The sequence below is a fragment of the Methylosinus sp. Sm6 genome, assembly GCF_019802345.1.
Classification (GTDB): Bacteria; Pseudomonadota; Alphaproteobacteria; order Rhizobiales; family Beijerinckiaceae; genus Methylosinus.
Genome location: NZ_JAINDZ010000048.1, coordinates 1 through 24882 on the forward strand (window position 1 = coordinate 1; position 24882 = coordinate 24882).

A 24882-nucleotide genomic window follows, 5' to 3' on the forward strand; every position below is an offset into this window, starting at 1 on the left:
AAATCGCCAGCTGGCGCGAGGATTATCTCGCCATCGCCTTGGAAGCCTCAGACCGTTAACCCGGATTCAGAGCCCTGGCGCATAGCCACCGGGCTCGAAATGCCGGGGAAAGACGGGGCGCGCTGATTTTGCGTCGCGCGCCGAGAGCATCGCTGTGGCGCCGGCTTCTCATCCGGGTCCGGGAAGGCGAGGGTGGATGCTTCCGAATCCTTAACCAAGACATGCGAAGGGTCCGTCGATCGCACCGGCGGCGGAGCGAGTTCGCGCGTTATGCCGAAAGTCTGGATTTCGGAGACTTCGGATCATGTCGAGAGTGTGTGCTGTGGCGCGCCGCCGCAGGGTGGGCGCTTGCGTCTTGTCTGGTCTCGCCGCGGCTGTGGCCGCGTCCGTCTGCCTCGAGCCGGGGCCGGCGCTGGCCTTCGATGATTATTCCGCGCTCGAGCCCGAGCCGCCCGCCGCCGCCGCGCCCGCCGCGCGCAAAATCCGCCGGCGCGCCGCCAAGCCGCCGGCGCGCGAGGCGAAGCGCGCCGAGGCGCTCGATCCGGAGCGTCCGCTGTTCGCCGTCATCTCGATCGGCAATCAGAGCATCTCGATCTATAATCATCGCGGACTCGTCGAGCGCTCGATGGTGTCGACGGGCATGCCGGGCCATCCGACGCCCGAAGGCGTGTTCACCATCATCGGCCGCGAGCGCATGCACCATTCCAACCTCTACTCCAACGCGCCGATGCCGTTCATGCAGCGCATCACCTGGTCCGGGGTGGCGATGCATCTCGGCGTCGTGCCCGGCCATCCGGCGTCGCACGGCTGCATCCGGCTGCCGGGGGGCTTCGCCGCCAAGCTCTGGGGCCTGACCCGCATCGGCGAGCGCGTCGTCATCTCGCCGCATGAGCTCAGTCCCGGCGAAATCTCGCATCCGGCGCTGCCCTCGCCGAAGATGCAGAGTGAGGCGCAGGCGGAAAAGCCCGCCTCCGACGCCGCCGCCGAGCCGCGGCTGCTCGATCCGCGCAAATATGCGGAGAAGCTCATCGTCGAGGCGGCGGCGGCGCCCGCCGCCGCCGGCAAGGACGCCAAGGACGCCGACGCCGCCATCGCCGGCGCGCGGCAGGAGATCGCGCGCGCGGCCACAGAGGCGAGGGCGGCGGAAGCGGCGCATGCCGCGGCGAAAGCCAAGGCCGAGGCGGCGGCAAGGAGCTTCGAGGCGGCGCGCGTCGCCGCCGAGCGGCCGGCGGTCGCGGCCGCGTCCCCGGAGTCGGCGCCGGTGAACGACGGCAAGGCCGAGACCGCGAGGGACGCCGCGGCGACGGCGAAGACGGCCGCCGAGGCGGCGCTCGCCGATGCGCAGGCGAAGCTCGATGCGGCCAGGGCCGCCGCGGCCGCGAAAGCCGCCGAATTCGCGGGCGCCGTGCAGCGCGCCCGGGAGGCGACGCTGGCGCTCTCCGCCGCGACCAGGGCGGAGAAGGACGCGCGGCTGCGCACCGCGCCGATCTCGGTGCTCGTCAGCAAGAAAGACCGTAAAGTGTATGTGCGCCAGGGGCTGGCGCCGCTGTTCGACGCCCCGGTGACGATTCGCGACCCGGAGATTGCGCTCGGCTCGCATCTTTTCATCGCCACGGCGACGGAGGGCGGCGGAACGGACCTCAAATGGTCGGTCGTCTCGCTGCCGGCGCGCTACGCGGAGGCGCGCGGCGAGCGCCGCAAGAAGGGGCTGGTCGAGGAGCGCTCCGCCTCGCGCGGACCCGCCTCGACCGCCGCCGAGGCGCTGGACCGCATCGAGATGGCGCAGGACGTCCGCGACCGCATCGCCGAGCGCCTGTGGCTCGGCGGCTCGATGATCGTCTCCGACCAGCCGCCGAGCGCGGAGACGGGGGCCGTCGGGACCGATCTGACGGTGAAGCTGCGCTAGAGCGCTCTTTGCCCGACGGCCCCCTCCCTCACTGTGCGGGAGAGAGGGCGGCCGACGTTTCGCGAACCGTCGATGAAACGCCGAATCTGCTCCGCGAAGCGGGGGAGGGTCGGGGAGAGGGCGTTGGCGGTCCGCGGGCGGCACGCTGCTTGCTTTGTTCGGCTCGGCCGAGGACCGGCCCTCCGAGTCACCAGCACGAGCAGAAAGACCGATGCAAAAGACGTTCATCCGAGAGACCTCCGACGGCCGCAAGGTCGAGGTCATAGGTCCTTATGTCTGCGTCGACGGCCAGCCGGTCGCCGACAGCGTCGTCGAGGTCAAGGACCATCCCAATCGGCGCGCCATTCTGCACACGCTCCCCAACGCGGCCTTCATGGCCGGCCCCATCGTGCTCACGGCCGAGGAGGCCTCGGTCGTGCGCGGCGCGCTGCTGATGGCCAAGCCCTCGCCGACCGATCCGATCGCGATCAACGATCAGCTGCGCAAGGCGGTCAACGCGCGCAATCGCGAGGCCGGCATCGAGTGAGCGGGCGCCGCGCTCAATAATCCACGGCGACGAGATAGAGCCCGTGCGGCGGGGCGACCTGACCGCAGCGGGCGCGATCTTTCGCCTCCAGCGCGGCGCGCAGCTCCGCGGCCGTCCAGCGGCCGGAGCCGACATGCTCCAGCGACCCGGCGAGCGAGCGCACCTGATTGTGCAGGAAGGAGCGCGCCGAGGCGACGATTTCGATCGTCGAGCCGTCCCGGCGCACGTCCAGCCGATCCAAGGCGCGGATCGGCGATTCGGCCTGACACTCCGTCGAGCGGAAGGTCGTGAAATCATGGCGGCCGACGAGCAGCTGGGCGGCCGCATGCATCGCCTCGGCGTCGAGCGGCCGCTTCACATGCCAGACGCGGCCGAGCCGCAGCGTCATGGGCGCGCGGCGATTGTCGATAATGTAGCGATAATGGCGGCGAAGGGCCGAGAAGCGCGCCTCGAAGGCGTCGGTGACGCTCCGCGCCTCCAGCACGGCGATCGGGTCCGGACGCAGATGGGCGTTGAGCGCGTCGCGCAGCCGGTCCTCGCGCCAGTCGCGCGACAGATCCACATGGGCGACCTGGCCCAGCGCATGCACGCCGGCGTCGGTGCGGCCGGCGCCATGGACGACGCGCCGCGCCCCGCCTTCCAGCGCCGCGACCGCCTCCTCGAGGCGCTGCTGGATCGAGACGCCATTCTCCTGGCGCTGCCACCCGACGAAGGGGCCGCCGTCATATTCGATCGTGAGCGCGAAACGGGGCATGGGGTCCGAAAAGGGGAGGCCGGCCGTCGGCCTCTCCCGAGCGTGCGACAGGATCAGCCCGCCTTGACCTCGGCCTTGGCGGCTTCCAGCAATTCGTCGAGCGTGCGGCGAATCTGATGGTCCGACTGGGCGACTCCGGCCGCCTCGAAATCGGCTTTCACCTTGGCGAACACCAGCTCGGCCGCGCCGGCCGACGCCTCCGCGGCGACGAGGGCGTCGGCATAGGCCTCCGCCTCGGCGCCGGACTTGCCGAGCTTTTCGGCCGCCCACAGGCCGAACAGCTTGTTGCGTCGCGCTTCGGCGCGAAATTGCAGCTCCTGCTCGTGAACGAAGCGCTTTTCGAAAGATTCTTCGCGATTGTCGAACGTGCTCATCTCGACCTCGACTGTTCCGCCGCCTCGCGAGCGACGCGCCCTATATGCGGATTCTCGGGTGAAACGCCAATGTCGTTCACACCAATTGCGAAAATTTCAGTCAAGTTGTAACCGATCTCCGATTCGGCTAGTCTGGCGGTCGCGGGTTGTAACCGCCGCAGGAACAGGATAGGACCCCGTTCCATCCGCGGCCACTGCGAACGCCGCTCTGGACGAGCCCCCTCCGCCGCCGCGAGGCGCGCAGGGCCTCCGAGAGCCGAACCGAGGGAGCCACGGCCCGACAGATGGACTTTCTCAAGCCCCGGTTGATCCCCATGAACCGCCGTCGCCGCATTTACGAGGGCAAGGCCAAGGTCCTCTACGAGGGGCCCGAGCCCGGAACCTTGATCCAGCACTTCAAGGACGACGCCACCGCCTTCAACGCCAAGAAGCATGAGGTGATCGATGGGAAGGGGGTCCTCAACAACCGGATCTCCGAGTTCGTCTTCCAGCATCTCAACGACATCGGCGTGCCGACACATTTCATCCGCCGGCTGAACATGCGCGAGCAGCTGATTCGCGAGGTGGAGATCGTCCCGCTCGAAGTCGTCGTGCGCAATGTCGCCGCCGGCTCGCTGTCGAAGCGCCTCGGCATGGAGGAGGGCACGCAGCTGCCGCGCTCCATCATCGAGTTCTATTACAAGAACGACGCGCTCGACGATCCGATGGTCTCCGAGGAGCATATCACCGCCTTTGGCTGGGCGACCCCGCAGGAGATCGACGACATCATGGCGCTCGCCATTCGCGTCAACGACTTCCTCTCCGGCCTCTTCCTCGGCGTCGGCATTCGCCTCGTCGACTTCAAGATGGAATGCGGCCGGCTCTGGGAAGGCGACATGATGCGCATCGTCGTCGCCGACGAGATTTCTCCCGATTCGTGCCGGCTGTGGGACATCAAGTCCAACGACAAGCTGGACAAGGACCGCTTCCGCCGCGACATGGGCGGCCTCGTCGAGGCCTATACGGAAGTCGCGCGCCGCCTCGGCATTCTGCAAGAGAACGAGACGCCCCGCCCGAGCCAGCCCAAGCTGGTGCAGTAAAGGGCGGAAAGATCGGGCGCGCTCTCCTTCTCCCACTTCGTGGGAGCCAAGGGAGTCACACATTTTCAGGAAGCCGTCATGGCCGGGACAAGCCCGGCCATGACGGCGCTGGCGCTTACTGCGCGGCGAGCTTGATCTCGGGATAGGTGCAGCGCTCGCGGCTCTCGGGGTCGACGTGCAGATGCTGCGGCGGCTCGACGAAGGCGATGCCGAGCGTGTTCCAGACATCGACGACGGCTTCGACGAGAGCGACGATATGCTCGCCGGTGTGGCGCGGCGTCGGCGTGATGCGCAGCCGCTCGGTCCCGCGCGCGACGGTCGGGTAATTGATCGGCTGAATATAGATTCCGTGGCGCTCGAGCAGCATGTCGCTCGCCGCCTTGCACAGCTCCGCCTCGCGCACCATCACCGGCACGATGTGCGAGCCGTTCTCCAGCACCGGCAGTCCGGCGGCGCCGAGCGCATGCTTGGTGATATGCGCGGCGCGCTGATGAGCGGCGCGCAGATCGGGCCGCACCTTCAACATGCGCACCGCCGCGGTCGCCGCGGCGGCGACGGCCGGCGGCAGGGCGGTGGTGAAGATGAAGGAGGCCGCATAGCTGCGAATCGCGTCGATGACGACGCGGTCGCCGGCGATATAGCCGCCGAGCGTGCCGAAGCCCTTGGCCAGCGTGCCCTCGATCACATCGATACGGTCCATCACGCCGGCCTGCTCGCAGACGCCGCCGCCGCGCGCGCCATACATGCCGACCGCATGGACCTCGTCGATATAGGTCATCGCGCCATAGCGCTCGGCGAGCGCGGCGATCTCGGCGACCGGCGCGATATTGCCGTTCATCGAATAGAGGCTCTCGAAGACGATCAGCTTCGGCCGCGCGCCGGCGGCGGCGAGCAGCTCCTCGAGATGGGCGAGATCATTGTGGCGGAAGATCTTGCGCTCGGCGCGCGAGCGCTTGACGCCCTCGATCATCGAATTGTGGTTGGAGGCGTCCGAGAAGATGACGCAGTCGGGCAGGAGATCGGCGATCGTCGAAATCGCCGCGAGATTGGAGATCCAGCCCGATGTGAAGACGAGCGCGGCCTCCTTGCCGTGGAGATCGGCGAGCTCGCTCTCGAGCTCCACGATCGCATGGCTGGTGCCGGAAATATTGCGGGTGCCGCCGGAGCCGGCGCCGACGCGGGCGGCGGTCTCGACCATTGCGGCGATCACCTCGGGGTGCTGGCCCATGCCGAGATAATCATTGGAGCACCAGATCGTCACATCCTGCGTGGAGCCGTCCGCTTTGTGCCAGAGCGCCTGCGGAAAGCTGTCCACGCAGCGCTCGAGATGGGCGAACACTCTGTAACGGCGCTCGTCCTGGAGACGTGTGATCGCCGTCTCGAAAAAGCGCCGGTAATCCATGTGACAGTCCTTCATGCCGCTGTACTGGGGACGCTCAACTCTCGCCCCTCGCGGTCTCAGCGCCGCCGCGCTGCTTCCGCTTTGTGCGTTTTGCTACATAAACTATCCCGATCGGCTTGGCGAGGGGCAGATCGTCGCGCAGAGAAGAAGTCACGAAAACGCCGCAAATCTTCGCCGCGCCGCGGCGCCGATGCTGCGACGCGGCATAATTCATGCCGGCTCGCGCGCGCCGTCCAGCGGCAGATGCGCTTCGAGCAGCGCGCCGCGCGGCGCCGAGGATCGGAGCGCGACGCGCCCGCCGAGCGCGGCGACGCGCTCGCCCATGCCGCGCAGGCCGATGCCTCGCCGCGCGGCGGCGTCGAGGCCGGCGCCGTCGTCGCGCACGGCGACGCGCAATTCCCGTCGACCCGCCTGCGCCGTCTCCTCCACCGACACCTCGACGCGCGTCGCGCCGGAGTGGCGGAACACATTGGTCAGCCCCTCCTGCGCGATGCGATAGGCGGTGAGCGCGGTGGTCTCGTCCAGCCGCGCGTCGGCGGCGGCGAAGCACAATGCGATCGCGACATCCGGATAGAGCTCGCGCCAGCCGCGCACGAGCGCCTCCAGCGCGCCGCCGAGCCCCAATTCGTCGAGCGCCGCCGGCCGCAGCCGGCCGAGAATGCGGCGATTGACCTGCTGCAGCGCGGAAATCTGCTCTTCGATCCGCGTGCAATCGGCGCGGCGGTCGCCGTCGAGCCGCCGGCCGAGCGCGCCGAGCCCGGCGCGGATGGCGAACAGAAACGGCCCGATTTCGTCGTGCAGATCGCGGGCGATGTCGCGCCGCTCCTCGTCCTGCACCTGCACGAGGCGCTGGATCAGCGCGCGGTTCTCTTCGTCGAGCCGGGCGAGCGCGGCGGCGAGCTGCTCGACGCGCTCGGCGATGGCGACGAATTCCGGCGCGCCGCCGACGGGAACGCTGAGCGACCGCTCGCCGCGGCGCAGCCGCTCCAGCGCCTCGACGAGCGCCGACGCCGGCGACAGCGCCCGCGCCGCCGCCAGCGACACGACGACGAAGCCGGCGAGCGCGAGGCCCGCGGCGCCGAGCGCGAGCGCCGCGACCTCGTCCCAAATCTCATCGACCTCGTCGCCGGGGTCGGCGGCGAGAACCAGCTCGCCCGCGAGCCGTCCGCGCCCGTCGAGACGGATGCGGGTGACGCTCGGCGGCGCGGCGACGAGGGCGGCGAACCAGGCCGGCGCGCGCCGTTCCTGCTCCGCCTCCGCGGGCGCGCCCGAGCCGTCCATATAGATGCGGATGTGCCGCAGCTGCTCGACTTCGGCGAGCAGGCCGCGCAAAGCGGCGACGGGGTCGCGCGAATCTTCGAGGCTCGCCAGGGCCGTGGCGGCGAATTCGCGCGCGAGGCGGGCGGTGCTGTCCGACTCGGCGCGCACGCGCTGGGCGGCGTGCAGCATCAGCAGGCCGACGCCGACCATGAGGCCGGCGGCGAGCACCGCGCCGAGGAGGGCGAGAAGGCGGGCGCGGAGGGAAAGGGGCGGGAGCATCGGCCTCGCGCTTTACAACGTGCGCCGGTTTTCCGTAAGGGACGATCCGTTCCGGCGCCGACGACGGCGCCCCCCGAGGAGGCGGCTCGCCCTCATGCGCGTTCTGATCGTCGACGATCATCCGATCATCGTCTCCGGCTGCGCGGCCATGCTCGCCGCGGAGGGCGACATCGAATCGCGCGACGCCGGCGACGCCGACGGCGGCCTTTCGGCCTTTCTCGACTGGCGGCCGGATGTGACGGTCGTCGACATCAATCTGCCCGGCGCCTCGGGCTTCGAGCTGACGCGGCGCATCCTGCGCCATGACGCCGAGGCGCGCGTGGTCGTCTTCTCGATGAACGACGATCCGATTTTCGCCGCGCGGGCGATCGAGGCGGGGGCGCGCGGCTATGTCGCCAAGAGCGACGATCCTTTTCTGCTGCTGAAGGCGCTGCGCGAGGTCGCCGCCGGCGGCGTGTTCCTGATGCCGCGCATGGCCAACCGGCTGGCCTTCGACAAGACGGCCGCCGATCCGCTGGCGGCGCTGAGCGCGCGCGAGCTCGAGATCCTGCGCATGCTGGGCAAGGGGCTCAGCATGAGCGAGATCGCCGATGCGGCGCATGTCTCCTATAAGACCATCGCCAACAGCTGCTCGCTGCTCAAACGCAAGCTCGGAGCCCGCACGCCGATGGATCTGGTGCGCATCGCCGTCGAGCAGCGGCTCTCGTGAGCGTTCATTCCGGAGCGACCTTGCGGCAGATGTCGACGATGGTCCGGCGCAGCCAGGCGTGGGCGGGCTCCTTGTCCTGTAGCGAATGCCAGACCATCAGCAGATCATAGGTCGGGAACTCGATCGGGATCGGCACGATCTCGAGCGGCGCGAGCCGCACGAAATGCTCGGCGATGCGCAGCGGCAGCGAGAAGACGAGATCGGTGCTGGCGACGATCCATGGCGCCGAGAGGAAATTGGGCACGACCAGCGAGACTTTTCTCGCGAGGCCGCGCGCCTCCAGCCAGTCGTCGATGAGGCCGGTCCCCGCCTCGCGCCGCGACATCAGCATGTGCTTGGCGGCGATGAAGCGCTCGAGCGAGACCTCGCCGCCGGAAAACTCGGGATGGCCGCGCCGCACCAGCGACACGATGCGGTCGGTGTAGAGCCGCTCGCGATGCAGATAGGGGACCTGATCGAGGATCACGTCGAAGCCGATGACGAGATCGACATCGGCCGCCTCGGCCGCCTGACCGAGCGAGCCCTGCGTCTGCACGAGATGAATTTCGATATTGGGCGCCTCGCGCCCGACGATCTGCATCAGCGGCGGCAGCAGGCAGAACTCGACATAGTCGTTGGTGGCGATGGTGAAGCGGCGCTGCGTCGTCGCCGGCGAGAACTCCTTCGAGCTGCGGATCACCTGCTCCACCTTCGCGAGCAGGGCCGCGATCGGCTCGACCAGCGACAGCGCGCGCGGCGTCGGCCGCATGCCCTGCGGCGTTTTGACCAGCACCGGATCGTCGAGCTGCTGGCGCAGCCGCTGCAGCACATGGCTCATCGCCGACTGGCTGATGAACATCTTCTGCGCGGCGCGCGAGACGCTGCGCTCCTCGAGCAGAAAGTTGAAGGCCACCAGCAGATTGAGATCGAAGTTCCGCAGTTCGGTCATGTCTTCCCACCATCGTCCGCTCGGGGACAGGCTCGCGCGTCGTCATGACGCCAGAAGGACAGGCGCCGGGCCACTGAAAAATTTCGATATAGCGATGAAAACAATGCATTTTACCAAGCGGCAGGGCGACCTTACCCCTTTTCGGCCGCTCCGCGGAAGAGGCGCGGAGCCGTGAAAGCACCGAGGAGAGAAAACATGAGTCTCACGACGGAAGCCGCCGGCCGCCCGGCCGCCGCGGACGATGCGGATGTCGTCATCGTCGATCTGAAGCCCTTCTGGATGGGCGCCGCCGCGCTCTGCACCTTCTATCTGATCGTGCGCATCTATGAGCAGATTTACGGCTGGCGCGCCGGCCTCGACTCCTTCGCGCCGGAGTTCCAGACCTATTGGCTCTCGATCCTGTGGACCGAGATTCCGCTGGAGCTCGTCTGCGGCCTCGGCCTCGCCGGCTGGCTGTGGAAGACGCGCGTGCGCGACATGTCCAAGGTGACGCCGCGCCAGGAGTTCCGCGCGCTCGTCGACAATCTGAAATGGCTGACGATCTACGCCATCGCCATCTATTGGGGCGCGAGCTTCTTCACCGAGCAGGACGGCACCTGGCACATGACGGTGATCCGCGACACCGACTTCACCCCGTCGCACATCATCGAGTTCTACATGAGCTATCCGATCTACTCGATCATGGCGGTCGGGGCCTTCTTCCATGCGCGGACGCGCATCCCCTATTTCGCGAAGGGCTTTTCTCTCGCTTATCTGATCGTCGCGATCGGGCCCTTCATGATCATCCCGAATGTCGGCCTCAACGAATGGGGTCACACCTTCTGGTTCATGGAGGAACTGTTCGTCGCGCCGCTGCACTGGGGCTTCGTGTTCTTCGGCTGGATGGCGCTCGGCGTGTTCGGCGTCGTGCTGCAGCTGCTGATGCGCATCAAGGCGCTCCTCGGCGAGGATGGCGTGAAAGCGGTGATCGGCTGACGACGCTCTGAGATCCGGGACGTTTCCAGGGAGTTGACGAGCAGGGCCGTCCTTCCGGCCGGCGCCGGAAGGACGGCCTTCGCGCGACGCGCTTTGCGCGCGCGACGGGGCCGCTCTTGGAGCGCTTTCCGATCGAACGGAATCGTTCGATCGATCAGAATTCGCTCCAAATAAAAAAACTGCTCTAGGCGGGAGCGCTTTCGCAGCCGCGAGACAAACCGGCGCCCGAGATTTGCGCAATCTAGAAAAAACCCTTGTATTTCAGGGTAATGCACGTAGCAGCGGCGTCTTGACACGAAACCGCCGTGCCCATATGTTGCGCGCGGCTCGAACGAGTTGGCCGCCCGGCCTTTTTCGCCTCGCGTCGAATTCCCTTCCGTCGCCCCTGTCCGGGCGTTTCTTCGGCGATCATCTATGAAGCGCGCGCATGTGTTCTAGGCCGCGCGGGGAGATGAGCCGATGAGAGACGCCGGGAAAAACGCGAGCGACGCCGAGCTTCGCGCCCGTCTGGAGCAACTCCAGGCCGCGCTGCGCAAGCAGGAGGAGGATCGGCTCGAGCAGGCGAATGCCGGGAGCAGCCTGCCGATCGGCGGGTCGTTCGGTCGGGCGATGAGCGTCGGCTTCACCGTCCTCTCGGAATTCGTGTCGGCGATCCTCGTCGGCATGCTCATCGGCTGGCAGGCGGACGCCTGGCTCGGCACGAAGCCGTGGTTGCTGGTCCTGTTCCTGGGGCTCGGCGTGGCGGCGGGGTTCTGGAATGTGTTTCGTCTTTCGGCTTCGAAAGAAGCGGAAGACGGCGGGTGACAACGGGCGGGCCGACTCCTTCGGCTTCGCGGAGACGAAGGGCCGGACGCAACGTCCGGGGCAGGCGATGAATCCTATCGAGCAGTTCGAGCTCCAACGCATTGCGCCGTACTCCATCGGCGGCGTCGACGTCTCCTTCACCAATTCCTCTTTGTTCATGCTGCTCGCGGCGCTCGCCGCGGTCCTGCTGACGATCGGCGCCACCTCCAAGCGCGCGCTGGTGCCCGGCCGCGGTCAGGCGGCGGCCGAAGTCCTCTACGAATTCATCGCCGGCACGGTGCGGCAGACGGCCGGCAAGGAAGGAATGCGCTTCTTCCCCTTCGTGTTCACGCTGTTCATCTTCATCCTGATGTCGAATCTGATCGGCTTGGTGCCGTACAGCTTCTCGCTGTCGAGCCAGATCGTCATCACCTTCGCCTTCGCGAGCGTCGTCATCACGCTGGTCGTGCTCTACGGGCTCTATCGCAACGGCCTCGGCTTTCTGAAGCTGTTCGTGCCCCATGGCGTGCCGGTTCCGGTGCTGCTGATGCTGGTGCCGATGGAGATCATCTCCTTCCTGTCGCGGCCGATCTCGCTGTCGGTGCGTCTCTTCGCCAACATCCTCGCCGGCCACGTCACCCTCGCCGTGTTCGGCGGCTTCGTGGTGATGCTGCTCGGCGCCGGCGCCTGGGCGGCGCTCGCGCCGATCCCGATCCTCGCGGTCGTCGCCATGTATGCGCTGGAGCTGCTGGTCAATTGTCTTCAGGCGTTCGTCTTCGCCGTCCTCACTTGCGTCTACATCAACGACGCGATTCACCCGGGCCACTGATAAACATCCAACAATAAATAGTCGCCCAATAGAGCAGGAGTTCAAAATGGCTGATGCTTCCTCCTACCAGCTGATCGGCGCCGGCCTCGCCGCCATCGGCACCGGCGCCGCCGCGATCGGCGTCGGCATCATCTTCGGCAATTTCGTGAATGGCGCGCTGCGCAATCCGTCGGCCGCCGCCGGCCAGTTCACCAACGCCATCATCGGCGCGGCGCTCGCCGAAGGCCTCGGCATCTTCGCGTTCCTGATCGCGATCCTGCTCTACCTCAAGTAATCGCTTCGAGGGCCCGGCCGCAGCGCCGGGCCTTCTTCCGTCCGCGCAGAATCGACAAGAGTTTCGGAGCCGACATGGCGAATATCGTTCTCGCCGCCGCCGAGGAAGCGGCGCCGCACGAATCCCCGGCGCATGGCGCAACGAGCCATGGCGCGACCCAGGGAACCGTCGAGCATCACGGCGGGGGCGACTTTCCGCCGTTCGACGTCAATAATTTCACTCCGCAGCTGGTGTGGCTCGCGCTGATCTTCGGCATGCTCTATGTGCTGATGTCGCGCGTCGCCCTGCCGCGCATCGGCTCCATCCTCAGCGAGCGCGAGAGCCGCATCGAGAGCGATCTTTCCGCCTCGCGCGAGCTTCAGGCGAAGGCGCAGGCCGCCGCCGCCGAGCATGACGAGACGCTGCGCGCCACCAAGGCGCAGGCCCAGGGGATCGGCCGCGACGCGCAGCAGCAGGCCGCCAGCGAGACGCAGGCGCGCCGCTCCGCCCAGGAGGCGGACTTCGCCAAGAAGCTGGCCGAGGCCGACGCGCAGATCGCCGCCGCCAAGGCTCAGGCGCTCGCCCATATCGAGGAGATCGCCACCGAGGCGGCCGGCTCGATCCTCGAGAAGCTGACCGGCGCGCGCATCGCCGCCGAGACGTTGCGCGGCGAGTTCAAGACCGTCAAGGCGAGCTGAGCTTTAAGAAAGTCATGACCATGCATTTCGACGCTGAACTCTTCGTCGCCGTCGGTTTCGGCATCTTCCTCGTCGTGCTCCTCTGGGTCGGCGCGCATAAGAAGCTCGGCGCCGCGCTCGATTCGCGCGTTCATCGCATCAAGAGCGAGCTCGCCGAGGCCGAGCGCCTGCGCTCCGAGGCGGAGACTCTGCTCGCCTCCTTCGAGAAGAAGCGCGACGAGGCCGAAGCCGAGGCCAAGGCCATCGTCGCGCAGGCGAAGACCGAGGCCGAGCTGCTCGCCCAGGAGGCCCGCCAGCGGCTCGAGGAATATGTCGTGCGCCGCACCAGGCAGGTCGAGGACAAGATCGCTCATGCCGAGGCGCAGGCCGCGGCCGAGGTGCGCGCCAGCGCCGCCGACGCGGCGGTGAAGATCGCCGAAGCCGTCCTGCGCAAGGGCGTCGCCGGAACCGATTTCGTCTCCGCCGGCATCAAGGACGTCAAGTCGCTGGCGCACTGAGCGCGCGTCTTCCTTCTCTCGCTCCTCTGGCGGGAGAAGGGTGATCCGCCATAGGGCGTCCCGTCCCCCGTCCGGACGCCCGTCGCAAGCGACGGGCCTGCGGCCCGGGTCGGATGAAGGGCGCGCCGAGGGTAGGGCGCTTTTTCTTCGGGACTGCTTTTGCCTGATGCTTTAATCACTGCTCGGGGCCGCCTTCTCCGCACGAGTGGGAGAAGGAGAGCGGGCTTCCTTCGAAAGTGCTGCGTTCAGATGCGTGAAGGCCCCGGAGCGCTGAGGCTCGCGGGGCCGGTTAATTTCGCCTATAGCGAAATAGTCTGGGAAGCTCCAGAAGGGAATTACGGGGAGCGATGCGCTTGGCCTTCGCGTAGTCTCCCCGTCGGATGTCGAGAATGTCGGCGCGTTCAGAAATCAGCGCTCGATTTCTTTGCGGCGCCATCGACCTCTGCCGAGGTCAAACGGTCTGACCCGGTGGCGTCATGCTCCTCTCGCAAGTATCGCATGAATCGATCGGCGTGATTGCTCGCGTCGATCCGCACCATCGCGTTCTCCCGAGGTCCCGCTCGGTCGGTTCGTCGAAAGGCCGGCGTCATTCGCCTTCGGCCTTCGGCCCGTTCAGTCGCGATAGAGTGAATGCTGATCTCGATTCGCGGATTCGTCAAGATTGTTTCACAAAGAGCGGCGAGGCGCCGCAGCGACGGCTTCGGCCCCGAAAGGCGGAAGCGTCATGACAGGCTTGCATATTCGTCCGGCCGAAACAAAAGACGCGCCTTCGATCTGGCGCGTGATCGGGCCGACGATCCGGGCGGGCGAGACCTATGCGCTCGACGCCGACATGAGCGAGGCCGCCGCCCTCGCCTATTGGCTCGGCGACGATCGGGAAACATTCGTCGCCGAGGAAGACGGCGCGATCGTCGGCACATATTATCTCCGCGCCAATCAGGCCGGGGGCGGCCGGCACATTTGCAATTGCGGCTATATGACGAGCGCCGCCGCCACGGGTCGCGGCGTCGCCCGCGCCATGTGCGCGCACTCGCTGGAACAAGCCGCACGGCGTGGCTTTCTCGCCATGCAGTTCAATTTTGTCGTCGGCTCGAACACCCGCGCGGTGGCGCTTTGGAAATCCTTCGGCTTCCAGATCGTGGGAACTTTGCCGCAGGCCTTTCATCATCCGACGCTCGGCTTCGTCGATGCGCTGGTCATGTTCAGGACGCTCGAGGCATCCAAGGCGGCTCCGCGAATTGAACGCTCCAATGTCGTTTCGATGGCAGTCGGCAGTAGCCGCCCACTGCCTATTGCCGGGCGGCGGCTGATCGAACCGAATTGACGGGCCTGCGCCAGGCCGGACCATGATCGGCTCGATGTCCGCCGACCGCGTAAAATTGTTTTCTTCGGCGGCGCGCCGCGCTACCGAATTGACGCCGCGAAGCGGCGGCGGCTCGAGGGAGGACGGCATGAGTTCCGAGGACAATGACTATCGCTATTTTCTCACCTATAGCGGCGTCAGCCTGCCGCTCAATCTGGTGTCGCCGCTCGCGGCTGACGATCTCAACAATCGCAACACCTATTTCCGCGCCCGCTACGACGCCGCCGATCGGCTGCTGCTGGCCGAGAAAATGGTCTATGGCGAGGTCGAGCTGCGGCATGCTTATGAATATCGCGCCGAAGGCGGTCTCGCCCGCGCGCTGATCGCCTTGGGCGATGACGAAACCGAAGTGCTGTTCGACGCGAACGGCAAGCAGCTGCGCGCATGACCGCGACGGCCGCGGCCTTGCGTTTCGACGCGGTTCGCCGCATCTCGATATCTGTCCTGCGACAAAAGAGGGTTTCGATGCCGCTCTATGCCTATAATTGCAATTCGTGTGGCCACGCCTTCGAGACGCTGGTGCGCTCCGACGACGTTCCGCAATGTCCCTCCTGTGGCGGGGTCGAATTGACGCGCCAGCTTTCCGTTATCGCCAAGCCAGCGTCCGGCGGCGACACGGCTCCCGAGACGGCGTGCGGCGCAATGGGGGCTGCGGGCGGCTGTGGCGCTGGATGTCCCGCTTTTTCCGATTGCGGCTGAGCTCGGAACTTGCCGCGGCGGGAGGGAATCGCGGCCTTCCGACGTGGAATTCCGGAATCCCGCCCATTTCAGCTGTTGACTTCGCCGAAGAGAGTGAGATTCTTTTAATCACACTGATCCGTCGCCGAGGGGCTCCTCGGGGCGTGAGCGGCTTTTGCCGCTCGCTCGACGGCGACGATCGGGCTCGTCCATCCGGTCTCGCCACTTTCACCGGTTTTGCCAAAGGAGAACATCCATTCGCCGTCCAATGAAGAGCACCGCGGCCCCGCAGAAGGAAGGCCCGCGCATCAATAGGGATATCCGCGCGCGCGATGTGCAACTGATCGACGCCGAAGGCAAGAATCACGGAGCGATTCCGCTTCTGGATGCATTGTCGCGCGCCGAGTCGGCGGGCCTCGATCTCGTCGAGATCGCGCCCAACGCCGAGCCCCCGGTGTGCAAAATCCTCGATTATGGAAAATTTCGATTTCTCGAGCAGAAAAAGGCCTCCGAGGCGCGCAAGAAGCAGAAGATCGTCGAGGTCAAGGAGATCAAGCTGCGCCCCGGCATCGACGAGCACGATTATGAAGTGAAGATGAAGGCGGTTCAGCGCTTCTTCGAGGAGGGGGACAAGGTCAAGGTCACTCTGCGCTTCCGCGGCCGTGAGATCGCCCATCAGGACATCGGCTATCGGCTGATGACCCGCGTCAAGGCGGAGACGGCCAATATCGCGAAGGTCGAGCTCGAGCCGTCGATGGAAGGGCGCCAGATGATCATGGTCCTCGCGCCGAGGTGAGGCGTCAGGCTTGACGGTCTCGGTACGCTCTTGCCGAGGCCTCGGGTTTCGGCTTTGCTGCGTTCATGTCCAGACCGCTTCTTCGCGCGATCGGCCTCTGCTCGGCTTTCGCTCTCACCGACGCCCGCGCGCAGCTCGCGCTGCCGGGGGCGATCGCGCCTCAGCCGACGGGCTCCGTCGCCGCGCCGGCGGAGGGCGCCAAGCCGCGCCCGCGCGTGGAGTCTGTGACGCCCGTCGCTCCCAAGCTGCCGAGCGAGGAGACGATCATCGGCCACGCGCTCTATCTCGACGGCTCGCGCAGCTCGATCGAGCTGCAGCGGCAGGGGGAAGGACTCGAGGTCGCGCGCCTCGCCTTGACCGGCGATCGGCTGTCGCGATCGGGCGAGAGCTGCCGGATCGAAGTTTCCGAGCCGCTGCGATTGACCTCTCGTCGCACCGAGAGCGGGCTGCGCCGCTATGAGGTGGAGTTTCCGGCCTGTCCCTTCACCTTCGACGCGCTCGACGGCGCGATTCTGGTCAGCAATGACGGCAGGGCCTGCGAATTGAAGCAGGCCGACTGCCGCGCCGACCCGAATGGGCTGTGGGGCATGGGCGAGACCGAGTTCGACACCAAGAAGGCGAATGAGATGCTGACGCTGCGCGCGCGGGTCGAGCAGAAGGTGCGCAATGATTTCAAGGCGCTCTACGACAAGATCAAATCCGAGAAGGCGCTGCGCAAGGAGCTGGTGCGCGAGCAGGCGGGATTTTCCGCGCGCCGCGAGGAGATTTGCCGCGCCTATGTCGCGGAGGCGGATTTCGGCTATTGCGCGCTGCGCGTGACCGAGGCGCGCGCGCTGGCGCTCGGCTCGCAGCTGGCGAACAGCTTCAAGGCGGCGGAGACGGGCGGCAAGAAGAAGCGGTAGGGGCGAAGCGCTCACCCGCCTTTGCGCATCATCATGCCCTTCGCCGGGTCGTAGGCGATGAGCGCGCCGGCGGCGAAGACCGAGGTGAAGGCGATGACGAGGCCGAGCGAATCCCAGGCGATCTTCTCGTAGAAGGAGAAGCGGATCAGCTCCACCGCATGGGTGAAGGGATTGGCCTGGCAGATGCGATAGAGCAGCGGGCTCGACTCCTGCACGCGCCACAGCGGGTAGAGCGCCGAGGAGGCGAAGAACATCGGGAAGATGACGAAATTCATCACGCCGGCGAAATTCTCGAGCTGCTTGATCGCCGAGGACAGCAGCATGCCGAGCGCGCCGAACATCAGTCCCGAGAGGACGAGCGCCGGCAGCACCGTCAGATAGCCGAGCGGCGTCGGCGGCTCGATCTCCCAGAAATAAGCGATGAGCAGATAGGCGTAGACTTGCAGGATCGATACGGCGACGCCGGCGACGAGCTTCGACCCCAAGAGAAACCAGCGCGGGAAGGGCGAGACGAGCAGCGTGCGCATATTGCCCATCTCGCGATCATAGACCATCGACAGCGACGACTGCATGCCGTTGAACAGCTGGATCATCGCCATCAGCCCCGGCGTGATATACACGTCATAGAGCACATAGGTCTCGTAAGGCGGGATGATCGAGACGCCGAGCACTTGGCGAAAGCCCGCGGCGAAGATGAACAGCCACACGAGCGGGCGCACCAGCGCCGAGACGAAGCGCTCGCGCTGATGCAGGAAGCGCAGCGCCTCGCGCCAGACGATTCCGGAAAGGCAGATCGCATAGTGGCGGGCGGTGAAGCCGGTTTCGCTGGTCATGATGCATCCGCTCGCGCGTGAGCGAGCCTGAAGGCTCGCGGGCCGGGGCGCGCATTGGACCGCGAGCCTTCAGGCTCGCATTCAAAGCGCGCAGGCGTCATGCCGCGTCGCGCATCTTCGCGCCGGTCAGGCGCTCGAAGGCCGCGCCGATCGTCTGCGTCCCGGTCGCGGCCATGATCGCCGCCGCCTTGTCGACGGCGAGCGCCTTGCCCTGATGCAGCACCACGACATCATCGGTCGGCGCCACTTCGTCGATGAGATGCGTCGTCCACAGAACGGCGAGGCTGCGCTCGGCCACGAGCGCGCGCACATGGGCGAGAATGTCGGCGCGCGCCTTGATGTCGAGGCCGACGGTGGGCTCGTCGAGCAGCAGCAGGCGCGGCTCGTGCAGCAGCGCGCGGACGATTTCGACGCGCCGCATCTGCCCGCCGGAGAGATTGCGCGCCTTGTCGCCGGCGCGATCCTCGAGCCCGGCGCGGGCGAGCAAGGCCGCGCCGCGCCGCTTCGCCTCGCCGGGACCGATGCCGTGCAGGGCGGCGTGATAGATGAAATTCTGCATCACGCTCAATTCGAGATCGAGCGTGCGCGCCTGGAACACGACGCCGAGCCGGCGCAGCGCCGCGCCGCTCTCGCGTGCGACGTCATGGCCGAAGATGGCGATCTTTCCCTCGCGCGCGGCATAGAGCCGGGTGATCAGCGAAAACAGCGTGCTCTTGCCGGCGCCGTTCAGCCCGAGCAGCACGGTGAAGCTGCCCGGCGCGACCGAGAAGCTCACATCGTCGAGCGCCCGCCGCGCGCCATAGGAATGGCCGACATGCGCGATGTCGAGCGCCAGCGGCGCGGCGCTCATTTGGGCGCCACGGCGATGCCCCAGGGAAAGGCGCCGACCGGAATCGACTTCAGCACCTTGAGGCTCGCGACATCGATCACCGACACGTCATTGGAGACGCCATTGGCGGTCAGGAGATATTTTTCGTCCGGCGTGAAGGCGAGATGCCAGACGCGCTGGCCGACGAGCAGATATTTCTCGATTTTTTTCGTCGCCGTGTCGATGACGGCGACGCGATTGGCCGGCCCCAGCGCCACATAGGCGCGCTTGCCGTCGCCGCTGAAGGAAATGCCGATGGGCTGGATCGCCTCTTTCGAGAGGCCCGGTATCTCGAAGCGGATTTTTTCCGTGACCTTGTGGCTCGCCGGATCGATCACCGACACCGTGCCGCCGATCTCCGAGGAGACCCAGAGCTCGGAAGCGTCCGGCTTGAAGGCGGCGAAGCGCGGCCGCGCGTCGACCAGCACATTGGCGATGATCGCTTTGGTCTGCGTGTCGATCAGATGCGCCATATTGGTGGTTTCGGAGGTGTTGACGATGATGCGCCCGTCCGGGCTCACCGCCATGCCCTCCGGCTCGACGCCGACCGGCACGTCGCCGATGCGGCGCTTGCTCTGCGTGTCGATCAGCGTGACGAGATTGTCGTTCTCGTTCGACACATAGACGGTCTTGCCGTCGGGGCTGAGGATCATCAGCTCCGGATCGGGGCCGGAGGGCAGATTGCCGGTCACCTGCAAAGTCTTGGTGTCGATCACCTGAATGGTGTCGTCGTCGCCGGCGCAGACATAGAGTTCGGCGCCGTCCTTGGAGATCTCGACGCCGCGCGGTCGCCGTCCGACCTTCACCGTCTTCACCGCGGTCATTTTGTCGGTGTCGATGACGGTGACGGAATTGCCCTTCTCATTGGTGACATAAGCGAGAAAGGCGTGCGCCGGCGAGGCCAGAAGCAGGGCGAAACCAAAAACCAGAGCGCGTCCCTTCTCCCCGAAGGGGAGAAGGTGGCCCGGCGCAGCCGGGTCGGATGAGGGCCCCTCAGGACTGGCGAGCGGACGGGCCCTCATCCGACCCCGCTTCGCGGGGCCACCTTCTCCCGCGCGCGGGAGAAGGAAGAGAGCGTCGCGATTCCTCGTCTTCATCACTGCAGCCTGCATTTCGTTTCGGGCTTGTCGACGCCGAGCGTGTCGAGCTCGGTCGTCTGATGCAGAAAGCCCTCCTGCGGCGATACGGAAACAGTCATGCGGCCGTCGGTCAACAGGATAGGTTGACGAAGCTGCTGATTCCAGGGCCTCACCGACAGGCGCACGCCCTTGAAGGCGGCGATCGAGAACTCCGGGCCCGTCAGAAAGCCGCGCAGCGCCGTGGGCTCGGCGGAGCCGATTCGGGTGGTCGCCTCGCCGATCATGCGCGCGGCGATCCAGGCCTGATGGTCGCGCGCGTTCATGCCGCGCCGGAACTGGCGGAAAAAGCGGTTCTGCAGCTGCGTCGCGCCCCATTGCTCATGCGCGGCGTCCCAGCTCGCCGGGCGCAGGCCGCCCGAGCCGGCGACCGGGCGCGGGTCGAAGCTGCGATAGGGCAGATATTCCCCGAACACCTCGCTCTCGTCGGCGGCGATCAGCACGTCATAGGCGGGGGCGTTCTGCGTCAATGGCGGAATGAGGCGCTGCGTCTGCACGCTGCCCGAATCGGAGCGCCGCCCGCCCTCCGTGTCGACATAGACGCGCTCGTCGACGATTCTGGCGCCGAATTTTTTCGCGCTGGCGCGGTAGGCGGCGGCGAGACGCTCGTCGGCGGGATGCGAGCCCTTGATCAGCAGCCAGCGCCGCCATTGCTTCCAGACGAGATATTGGGCGAGGCCGTCGGCGAGCATGGAGCGCGTCGGCGCCACATGGATCACATTGGCCCGGCAGCTCTCCTCGCGCAGCGAGTCGTCCGGCGCGGAGACGTTGAAAAGCAGCGCGCCGCGCGGCTTCAGCGCATCGGAGACGCGCAGCAGCTCCTCGGCGGGAAGATCGACGATGAGGAGGCTCGCGCCCTCGTCGACGAGCCGCGTCGCCGCGGCGACGGCGTCCTCGCCGGGCGCGAGCTTCGCATCCGCCGCCGCGAAGCTCTGGCCGGTGAAGCGGCCGGTGGTGTTGTCGTCCTCGGCGCCGACCAGCGCGCCGGCGAGCGTGTCATCCTCGGCCGGCAGGTCGAGGATCGACAAGGTCTCGCTCGAATGCGTCTGCCGCAGCACGCCGAATTTCACGCGCAATGAGTCGGCGGAGGCGGGAGGAAGCGAAAGAGCGGCGATCAGGGCGCCGATCGCGCAACGCTTGGTCATGCGAGCTGTCATGTCGGGCGAGCGCCGCTCCTCGAGAGGTCACTGCATCAGCTGCAGCAGCGCCCTGCCGGGCTTCGATTTCAGCTCCTTGGCGTCCAGCGTGCCCTCATTGTCCTTGTCCGCCTCTTTGAACAAAGACGCGACCAGGGCGAGATATTCGTTCTTGGAGAGGGTGCCGTCGTCGTCCGGATCGGCGGCGGCGAAATCCTTCGCTGAGACGCGCTTGCCGATCTCCTTGCGGTCGAGCGTCTGATCGTTGTCCTTCTCGAGCTTTGCAAAAGTGGCTTCGGCGGCCTTGTTGACCTCGGCGAGATCGAGGGTTCCGTCATTGTCGGCGTCGAACGTCTTGATCGGGGAAGGCGCGGCCTGCGCCGAGACGACGGCGCCGGCGAGGCCGGCGCAAAGAGCGACGGCGATGAGCTTGCGATCCATGATCCGCCTCCACAAAATGCGTATCGCGCCGGCCTGCCCAGCGTCCGATTCGAGATATATAGGCAATCCGCTCCGCTCCCACAAATGCGGGCGATTTCGACCCAGGGCTCCGAATTCGGGTTAACGAGCGGAGAGTTTTCAGCGTCATGGCCGCGCTTGTCGCGGGCAAGACGCGGTTGCACGGAAGTTGTCAACCTGGATTCGAAGCCCTGGACGCGCGCCCGCGCCGATTGCCCGGCGCGGGGCGGGCGGCTACTCTGCCGCCGCTTTCGGGGGGAGAGATGCTGACAGGCGAATTGCGCGGCAAGATCGATGGCGTGTGGAATGATTTCTGGTCCGGCGGCCTCGCCAATCCGCTCCAGGTCATCGAGCAGATCACCTTTCTCATCTTCATCAAGCGCCTCGACGAGATGCAGGAGCTGGAGGAGCGCAAGGCGACGACGCTGCGCCGTCCGCTCGAGCGGCGCATCTTCCCGGAGGGCGCGGACGAGCGCGGCGAGCCCTACGACAATCTGCGTTGGTCCCGCTTCAAGCATTTCGCCGGGCCGGAAATGCTCCGCATCGTCGACGAGCATGTGTTTCCCTTCATCCGCGCGCTCAATGGCGACGGCGGCGCCTATGCGCGGCACATGCGTGATGCGCGCTTCCAAATTCCGAGCGCGCAGCTGCTCGCCAAGGTGGTCGACAAGCTCGACAAGATCGACATGGGCGATCGCGACACCAAGGGCGATGTCTATGAATATATGCTGGCGAAGATCGCCTCCGCCGGCCAGAACGGCCAGTTCCGCACGCCGCGCCATATCATCGCGCTGATGGTGGAGCTGACGCAGCCGCGGCCAGAGGATGCGATCTGCGATCCCGCCGCCGGCACCTGCGGCTTTCTCGTCGCCGCCGGCGAATATTTGCGCGAGCATCATTCCGGCCTCTTCCGCGACGCCAGACTGCGCGCGCATTTTCACGAAAATCTGTTCAACGGCTTCGATTTCGATCCGACGATGCTGCGCATTGGCGCGATGAACATGGCGCTGCATGGCGTCGAGAACGCCAATGTCGCCTATCGCGATTCGCTCGCCGAGGATCATTCGGAGGACGCCGGGCGCTATTCGCTGGTGCTCGCCAATCCGCCCTTCGCCGGCTCGCTCGATTATGAGACGACGGCCAAGGATTTGCAGCGGATCGTCAAGACCAAGAAGACCGAGCTTCTGTTCCTGGCGCTGTTCCTGCGGCTGTTGAAGACCGGCGGCCGCGCGGCGGTGATCGTGCCGGACGGCGTGCTGTTCGGCTCCTCCAAGGCGCATAAGGATTTGCGCCGTCTGCTGGTCGAGGAGAACAAGCTCGAGGCGGTGGTGAAGCTCCCGTCGGGCGTGTTTCGCCCCTATGCGGGCGTCTCGACCGCGATCCTCGTCTTCACCCGCACCGGCGTCGGCGGCACGGATCATGTGTGGTTCTATGATGTGCAGGCGGACGGCTGGTCGCTCGACGACAAGCGCCAGCCGCTGCTGGCGCCCGAGAAGCTCGGGCCGACGCCGGAGGCGGCGCTCGAGGAGAGCGAGGAGGAGAAGAACAATCTTCCTGATGTGCTGATGCGCTTCGAGGAGCGGGACGGCGCCGAGCGCGAGCGCCCGCGCACGGCGCAGAGCTTCTGCGTGCCCAAGGCGGATATTGCGGCGGCGGGCTATGACCTCTCGCTGAATCGTTACCGGGAAGTGGAGCATGAGGAGGTGGAGCACGAGAGCCCGGCGGCGATAATCGCCGATCTGCGGCGGCTGGAGGCGGAGATCGCGGAGGGGATGACGCGGCTCGAGGAGATGGTGGGGTGAGCTATCCTCTCGTCCGAATCGAGGAATGTGCGCGCATCGTCAGCGGCGCGACGCCATCGACCACCAAACCCGATTTTTGGAACGGTCGCATAATGTGGGCGACGCCAGCCGACCTCAGCAAGCTCGATGGCCCTTTCATCTCCGAAACCCCGCGGACGATTACGGAAGCGGGCTTAGAGAGTTGCGCGGCGGAAGTCTTGCCGCCCCATTCTGTTCTTTTCAGTTCGCGGGCGCCGATCGGCCATGTCGCCATAAACACAGCGCCGATGGCCACTAACCAAGGATTCAAGAGCTTCATACCGAATCCCACTCGTCTCGATGCTCAATATCTCTATTTTTGGCTACGCGCTCATCGGCCGTATCTGGAAAGCCTTGGAAACGGCGCGACCTTCAAGGAGGTTTCGAAGGCGGTCGTTTCCCGGATCGAAATCCCCCTGCCGCCCCTCGACGAGCAGCGGCGGATCGCGGCGATCCTCGATCAGGCCGACGACCTGCGGCGCAAGCGGCGGGAGGCGTTGGGGCGGTTGTCATTGCTGTCGCAATCATGTTTCGAAGAACAATTCGGCGACCCTATGTCGAACACAAAAGGGTTTCCTCAAGCGATCCTCGAAAATCTGATCGACCCAAGCCGTCCCGTCACATACGGCATTCTTATGCCAGGCCCTGATATTGAAGATGGCGTTCCCTACATCCGGGTAGTCGATATTCAAAACGGATCGATCCAGCTCGGCGGAATACGCAAAACCACGCGCGAGATCGCCGAGCAATACAAAAGATCGACAATAAGTTCTGGCGATCTCCTGCTTTCGATTCGGGGCCACGTCGGCAGGATGGCTATTGTCCCAGATCAGTTAACGGGGGCGAACATCACTCAGGATACAGCACGTCTGGCTTTCCTCGGCGCTGACACAATTTACGTGAAATCGCTTTTGGAGACGAAGCAGGCAAAGAATTGGATGGACCAGAGGACTAAAGGGGCTGCCGTTCGCGGGCTAAATCTCGGTGATCTACGCAAAATGCCTATAGCGTTGCCCCCTCTCCCCCTCCAACGGGCCTTCGCCGCCCGCGTTGCCGAGATCGACAAGCTCAAAGCCCATCACCGCGCCCATCTCGCGCGGCTCGACGCTCTGTTCGCCTCGCTGCAACATCGCGCCTTCCGCGGCGACCTCGCCGCCCTTTCCTTCTCCCGCTCGCGGGAGAAGGTGGCCTCGCGAAGCGAGGTCGGATGAGGGCCCTGCAGAAAAAGGCGCTGCAATTTAGCGCGCTACACTTTCAGGACCCTCATCCGACCCGACTGCGTCGGGCCACCTTCTCCCGCAAGCGGGAGAAGGGACGCGGCTCCATCACAGCGCCTATCTTGCCGCTCCATCGCCGCGCCCATCTCGCGACTCCTTCGATTTCCGCGCGCCTTTGGCCTCGCGCCGCTTCGCGGCCGAGGGGTGAGTGGGGTCCGGGACGCGCGGCCGCCGTTCGGCCTCGAGCGCAATATGTTTTCATTCGGCTTCCGCGCGTCCCGGACACGGCTGCGGTTCCGCCGACATCCCGGGATCACCACATCCGAAAGCCTCGCGGCCTCGGATGTGATCGTGTCCCAGAGCGTGGTGTAGCTGGATCGAGGCGGACACTGGGATTTCCGGCTTTGGCCGGCAGGATCAGG

At 66.2% G+C, this 24882-nt stretch carries 26 protein-coding genes and 1 pseudogene; 17 read left to right on the forward strand and 10 right to left on the reverse strand.

The annotated features are described in order from the left end of the window. Positions 1–304 precede the first annotated feature (304 nt). Together K3F48_RS21040 and K3F48_RS21045 are read left to right on the forward strand one after the other, a co-directional pair. Positions 305–1906: a L,D-transpeptidase family protein gene (locus tag K3F48_RS21040; RefSeq protein ID WP_222577409.1), complete on the forward strand. Its 1602-nt coding sequence runs from the start codon at positions 305–307 to the stop codon at positions 1904–1906. 211 nt (positions 1907–2117) lie between these two features. Then, complete coding sequence (locus K3F48_RS21045; RefSeq protein WP_222577410.1) at positions 2118–2432, forward strand: hypothetical protein; 315 nt, start codon at positions 2118–2120, stop codon at positions 2430–2432. A 13-nt stretch (positions 2433–2445) separates the two neighbouring features. Here the strand turns inward: K3F48_RS21045 and truA are convergent, their stop codons facing one another. Further along, positions 2446–3186 carry a tRNA pseudouridine(38-40) synthase TruA gene (gene truA, locus K3F48_RS21050; RefSeq protein WP_222577411.1) on the reverse strand — a complete coding sequence of 247 codons (741 nt, stop codon included), beginning with the start codon at positions 3184–3186 and terminating at the stop codon, positions 2446–2448. A gap of 53 nt (positions 3187–3239) precedes the next feature. Then, on the reverse strand, positions 3240–3560 hold the full coding sequence (locus K3F48_RS21055; protein ID WP_222577412.1) for a DUF1476 domain-containing protein: 321 nt from the start codon (positions 3558–3560) through the stop codon (positions 3240–3242). Between the two features lie 284 nt (positions 3561–3844). Between K3F48_RS21055 and purC the strand changes: the two genes are divergently transcribed. Next, complete coding sequence (gene purC, locus K3F48_RS21060; RefSeq protein ID WP_222577413.1) at positions 3845–4639, forward strand: phosphoribosylaminoimidazolesuccinocarboxamide synthase; 795 nt, start codon at positions 3845–3847, stop codon at positions 4637–4639. Positions 4640–4754: 115 nt separating this feature from the next. On the opposite strand, the gene hemA is transcribed toward purC, so the two are convergent. Further along, positions 4755–6041: a 5-aminolevulinate synthase gene (hemA, locus tag K3F48_RS21065; RefSeq protein ID WP_222577414.1), complete on the reverse strand. Its 1287-nt coding sequence runs from the start codon at positions 6039–6041 to the stop codon at positions 4755–4757. Positions 6042–6251: 210 nt separating this feature from the next. Next, positions 6252–7580, reverse strand: coding sequence for a histidine kinase (locus K3F48_RS21070; protein WP_222577415.1), 1329 nt, complete (start codon positions 7578–7580; stop codon positions 6252–6254). A 94-nt stretch (positions 7581–7674) separates the two neighbouring features. Here K3F48_RS21070 and K3F48_RS21075 point away from each other — a divergent pair, with 94 nt between their 5' ends. Continuing rightward, positions 7675–8289: a response regulator transcription factor gene (locus K3F48_RS21075; protein ID WP_222577416.1), complete on the forward strand. Its 615-nt coding sequence runs from the start codon at positions 7675–7677 to the stop codon at positions 8287–8289. A gap of 4 nt (positions 8290–8293) precedes the next feature. Here the strand turns inward: K3F48_RS21075 and K3F48_RS21080 are convergent, their stop codons facing one another. Beyond that, positions 8294–9217 (reverse strand): LysR family transcriptional regulator, encoded by a 924-nt coding sequence (locus tag K3F48_RS21080; RefSeq protein WP_222577417.1) that lies wholly within the window; start codon positions 9215–9217, stop codon positions 8294–8296. Positions 9218–9412: 195 nt separating this feature from the next. Between K3F48_RS21080 and amoC the strand changes: the two genes are divergently transcribed. The 11 genes and pseudogenes from amoC (at position 9413) to K3F48_RS21135 (ending at position 16991) form a co-directional block, all read left to right on the forward strand. Next, a complete protein-coding gene (gene amoC / locus K3F48_RS21085) occupies positions 9413–10192 on the forward strand; it encodes a bacterial ammonia monooxygenase, subunit AmoC (protein WP_222577418.1) in 780 nt (259 codons plus the stop codon). A 459-nt stretch (positions 10193–10651) separates the two neighbouring features. Further along, positions 10652–10996, forward strand: coding sequence for an AtpZ/AtpI family protein (locus K3F48_RS21090; protein ID WP_222577419.1), 345 nt, complete (start codon positions 10652–10654; stop codon positions 10994–10996). Between the two features lie 67 nt (positions 10997–11063). Continuing rightward, positions 11064–11804, forward strand: coding sequence for a F0F1 ATP synthase subunit A (locus K3F48_RS21095; protein WP_222577420.1), 741 nt, complete (start codon positions 11064–11066; stop codon positions 11802–11804). 46 nt (positions 11805–11850) lie between these two features. Then, entirely contained in the window at positions 11851–12078 is a 228-nt protein-coding gene (locus tag K3F48_RS21100; RefSeq protein ID WP_222577421.1) for a F0F1 ATP synthase subunit C, read from the forward strand. Between the two features lie 74 nt (positions 12079–12152). After that, on the forward strand, positions 12153–12755 hold the full coding sequence (locus tag K3F48_RS21105; RefSeq protein WP_222577422.1) for an ATPase: 603 nt from the start codon (positions 12153–12155) through the stop codon (positions 12753–12755). A gap of 20 nt (positions 12756–12775) precedes the next feature. Next, entirely contained in the window at positions 12776–13252 is a 477-nt protein-coding gene (locus tag K3F48_RS21110; protein ID WP_222577433.1) for an ATP F0F1 synthase subunit B, read from the forward strand. Between the two features lie 733 nt (positions 13253–13985). Next, positions 13986–14465: pseudogene (locus K3F48_RS21115) on the forward strand (N-acetyltransferase family protein); the annotation flags it as partial. 238 nt (positions 14466–14703) lie between these two features. Further along, positions 14704–15003 (forward strand): DUF6156 family protein, encoded by a 300-nt coding sequence (locus K3F48_RS21120; RefSeq protein WP_222577423.1) that lies wholly within the window; start codon positions 14704–14706, stop codon positions 15001–15003. Between the two features lie 77 nt (positions 15004–15080). Next, entirely contained in the window at positions 15081–15314 is a 234-nt protein-coding gene (locus tag K3F48_RS21125) for a zinc ribbon domain-containing protein (RefSeq protein WP_222577424.1), read from the forward strand. A gap of 247 nt (positions 15315–15561) precedes the next feature. After that, entirely contained in the window at positions 15562–16089 is a 528-nt protein-coding gene (gene infC / locus K3F48_RS21130; protein ID WP_222577425.1) for a translation initiation factor IF-3, read from the forward strand. A 65-nt stretch (positions 16090–16154) separates the two neighbouring features. Then, positions 16155–16991: a hypothetical protein gene (locus K3F48_RS21135; protein ID WP_222577426.1), complete on the forward strand. Its 837-nt coding sequence runs from the start codon at positions 16155–16157 to the stop codon at positions 16989–16991. 11 nt (positions 16992–17002) lie between these two features. Here the strand turns inward: K3F48_RS21135 and K3F48_RS21140 are convergent, their stop codons facing one another. The 5 genes from K3F48_RS21140 to K3F48_RS21160 all read right to left on the reverse strand — a co-directional run bounded on the left by K3F48_RS21140 (position 17003) and on the right by K3F48_RS21160 (position 21405). After that, positions 17003–17824: an ABC transporter permease gene (locus K3F48_RS21140; protein WP_222577427.1), complete on the reverse strand. Its 822-nt coding sequence runs from the start codon at positions 17822–17824 to the stop codon at positions 17003–17005. Between the two features lie 97 nt (positions 17825–17921). Then, positions 17922–18674, reverse strand: coding sequence for an ABC transporter ATP-binding protein (locus K3F48_RS21145; protein ID WP_222577428.1), 753 nt, complete (start codon positions 18672–18674; stop codon positions 17922–17924). Continuing rightward, positions 18671–19714 (reverse strand): YVTN family beta-propeller repeat protein, encoded by a 1044-nt coding sequence (locus K3F48_RS21150; RefSeq protein ID WP_370631465.1) that lies wholly within the window; start codon positions 19712–19714, stop codon positions 18671–18673. Before K3F48_RS21150 ends, K3F48_RS21145 begins: the two co-directional genes overlap by 4 nt. 74 nt (positions 19715–19788) lie before the next feature. Continuing rightward, positions 19789–20973: an ABC transporter substrate-binding protein gene (locus tag K3F48_RS21155; RefSeq protein WP_222577429.1), complete on the reverse strand. Its 1185-nt coding sequence runs from the start codon at positions 20971–20973 to the stop codon at positions 19789–19791. 39 nt (positions 20974–21012) lie between these two features. Next, a complete protein-coding gene (locus K3F48_RS21160; RefSeq protein ID WP_222577430.1) occupies positions 21013–21405 on the reverse strand; it encodes a calcium-binding protein in 393 nt (130 codons plus the stop codon). Between the two features lie 281 nt (positions 21406–21686). On the opposite strand from K3F48_RS21160, the gene K3F48_RS21165 reads away from it, so the two are divergent. Then, on the forward strand, positions 21687–23225 hold the full coding sequence (locus K3F48_RS21165; protein WP_222577431.1) for a class I SAM-dependent DNA methyltransferase: 1539 nt from the start codon (positions 21687–21689) through the stop codon (positions 23223–23225). Beyond that, positions 23222–24454 carry a restriction endonuclease subunit S gene (locus K3F48_RS25030; protein ID WP_222577432.1) on the forward strand — a complete coding sequence of 411 codons (1233 nt, stop codon included), beginning with the start codon at positions 23222–23224 and terminating at the stop codon, positions 24452–24454. Before K3F48_RS21165 ends, K3F48_RS25030 begins: the two co-directional genes overlap by 4 nt. Positions 24455–24882: the final 428 nt, after the last annotated feature.

Excerpts from the sequence above, each read along its gene's own strand:
- K3F48_RS21135 (WP_222577426.1), top strand. The coding sequence starts at position 16,155 with ATGTCCAGACCGCTTCTTCGCGCGATCGGCCTCTGCTCGGCTTTCGCT.
- K3F48_RS21140 (WP_222577427.1), bottom strand. The coding sequence starts at position 17,824 with ATGACCAGCGAAACCGGCTTCACCGCCCGCCACTATGCGATCTGCCTT.
- K3F48_RS21090 (WP_222577419.1), top strand. The coding sequence starts at position 10,652 with ATGAGAGACGCCGGGAAAAACGCGAGCGACGCCGAGCTTCGCGCCCGT.
- K3F48_RS21125 (WP_222577424.1), top strand. The coding sequence starts at position 15,081 with ATGCCGCTCTATGCCTATAATTGCAATTCGTGTGGCCACGCCTTCGAG.
- K3F48_RS21110 (WP_222577433.1), top strand. The coding sequence starts at position 12,776 with ATGCATTTCGACGCTGAACTCTTCGTCGCCGTCGGTTTCGGCATCTTC.
- K3F48_RS21165 (WP_222577431.1), top strand. The coding sequence starts at position 21,687 with ATGCTGACAGGCGAATTGCGCGGCAAGATCGATGGCGTGTGGAATGAT.
- K3F48_RS21055 (WP_222577412.1), bottom strand. The coding sequence starts at position 3,560 with ATGAGCACGTTCGACAATCGCGAAGAATCTTTCGAAAAGCGCTTCGTT.
- K3F48_RS21095 (WP_222577420.1), top strand. The coding sequence starts at position 11,064 with ATGAATCCTATCGAGCAGTTCGAGCTCCAACGCATTGCGCCGTACTCC.
- K3F48_RS21160 (WP_222577430.1), bottom strand. The coding sequence starts at position 21,405 with ATGGATCGCAAGCTCATCGCCGTCGCTCTTTGCGCCGGCCTCGCCGGC.
- K3F48_RS21145 (WP_222577428.1), bottom strand. The coding sequence starts at position 18,674 with ATGAGCGCCGCGCCGCTGGCGCTCGACATCGCGCATGTCGGCCATTCC.
- purC (WP_222577413.1), top strand. The coding sequence starts at position 3,845 with ATGGACTTTCTCAAGCCCCGGTTGATCCCCATGAACCGCCGTCGCCGC.
- K3F48_RS21040 (WP_222577409.1), top strand. The coding sequence starts at position 305 with ATGTCGAGAGTGTGTGCTGTGGCGCGCCGCCGCAGGGTGGGCGCTTGC.
- truA (WP_222577411.1), bottom strand. The coding sequence starts at position 3,186 with ATGCCCCGTTTCGCGCTCACGATCGAATATGACGGCGGCCCCTTCGTC.
- infC (WP_222577425.1), top strand. The coding sequence starts at position 15,562 with ATGAAGAGCACCGCGGCCCCGCAGAAGGAAGGCCCGCGCATCAATAGG.
- amoC (WP_222577418.1), top strand. The coding sequence starts at position 9,413 with ATGAGTCTCACGACGGAAGCCGCCGGCCGCCCGGCCGCCGCGGACGAT.
- K3F48_RS21075 (WP_222577416.1), top strand. The coding sequence starts at position 7,675 with ATGCGCGTTCTGATCGTCGACGATCATCCGATCATCGTCTCCGGCTGC.
- K3F48_RS21080 (WP_222577417.1), bottom strand. The coding sequence starts at position 9,217 with ATGACCGAACTGCGGAACTTCGATCTCAATCTGCTGGTGGCCTTCAAC.
- K3F48_RS21045 (WP_222577410.1), top strand. The coding sequence starts at position 2,118 with ATGCAAAAGACGTTCATCCGAGAGACCTCCGACGGCCGCAAGGTCGAG.
- K3F48_RS21100 (WP_222577421.1), top strand. The coding sequence starts at position 11,851 with ATGGCTGATGCTTCCTCCTACCAGCTGATCGGCGCCGGCCTCGCCGCC.
- K3F48_RS21070 (WP_222577415.1), bottom strand. The coding sequence starts at position 7,580 with ATGCTCCCGCCCCTTTCCCTCCGCGCCCGCCTTCTCGCCCTCCTCGGC.
- K3F48_RS21120 (WP_222577423.1), top strand. The coding sequence starts at position 14,704 with ATGAGTTCCGAGGACAATGACTATCGCTATTTTCTCACCTATAGCGGC.
- K3F48_RS21155 (WP_222577429.1), bottom strand. The coding sequence starts at position 20,973 with ATGACCAAGCGTTGCGCGATCGGCGCCCTGATCGCCGCTCTTTCGCTT.
- K3F48_RS21105 (WP_222577422.1), top strand. The coding sequence starts at position 12,153 with ATGGCGAATATCGTTCTCGCCGCCGCCGAGGAAGCGGCGCCGCACGAA.
- hemA (WP_222577414.1), bottom strand. The coding sequence starts at position 6,041 with ATGGATTACCGGCGCTTTTTCGAGACGGCGATCACACGTCTCCAGGAC.
- K3F48_RS21150 (WP_370631465.1), bottom strand. The coding sequence starts at position 19,714 with ATGAGGGCCCGTCCGCTCGCCAGTCCTGAGGGGCCCTCATCCGACCCG.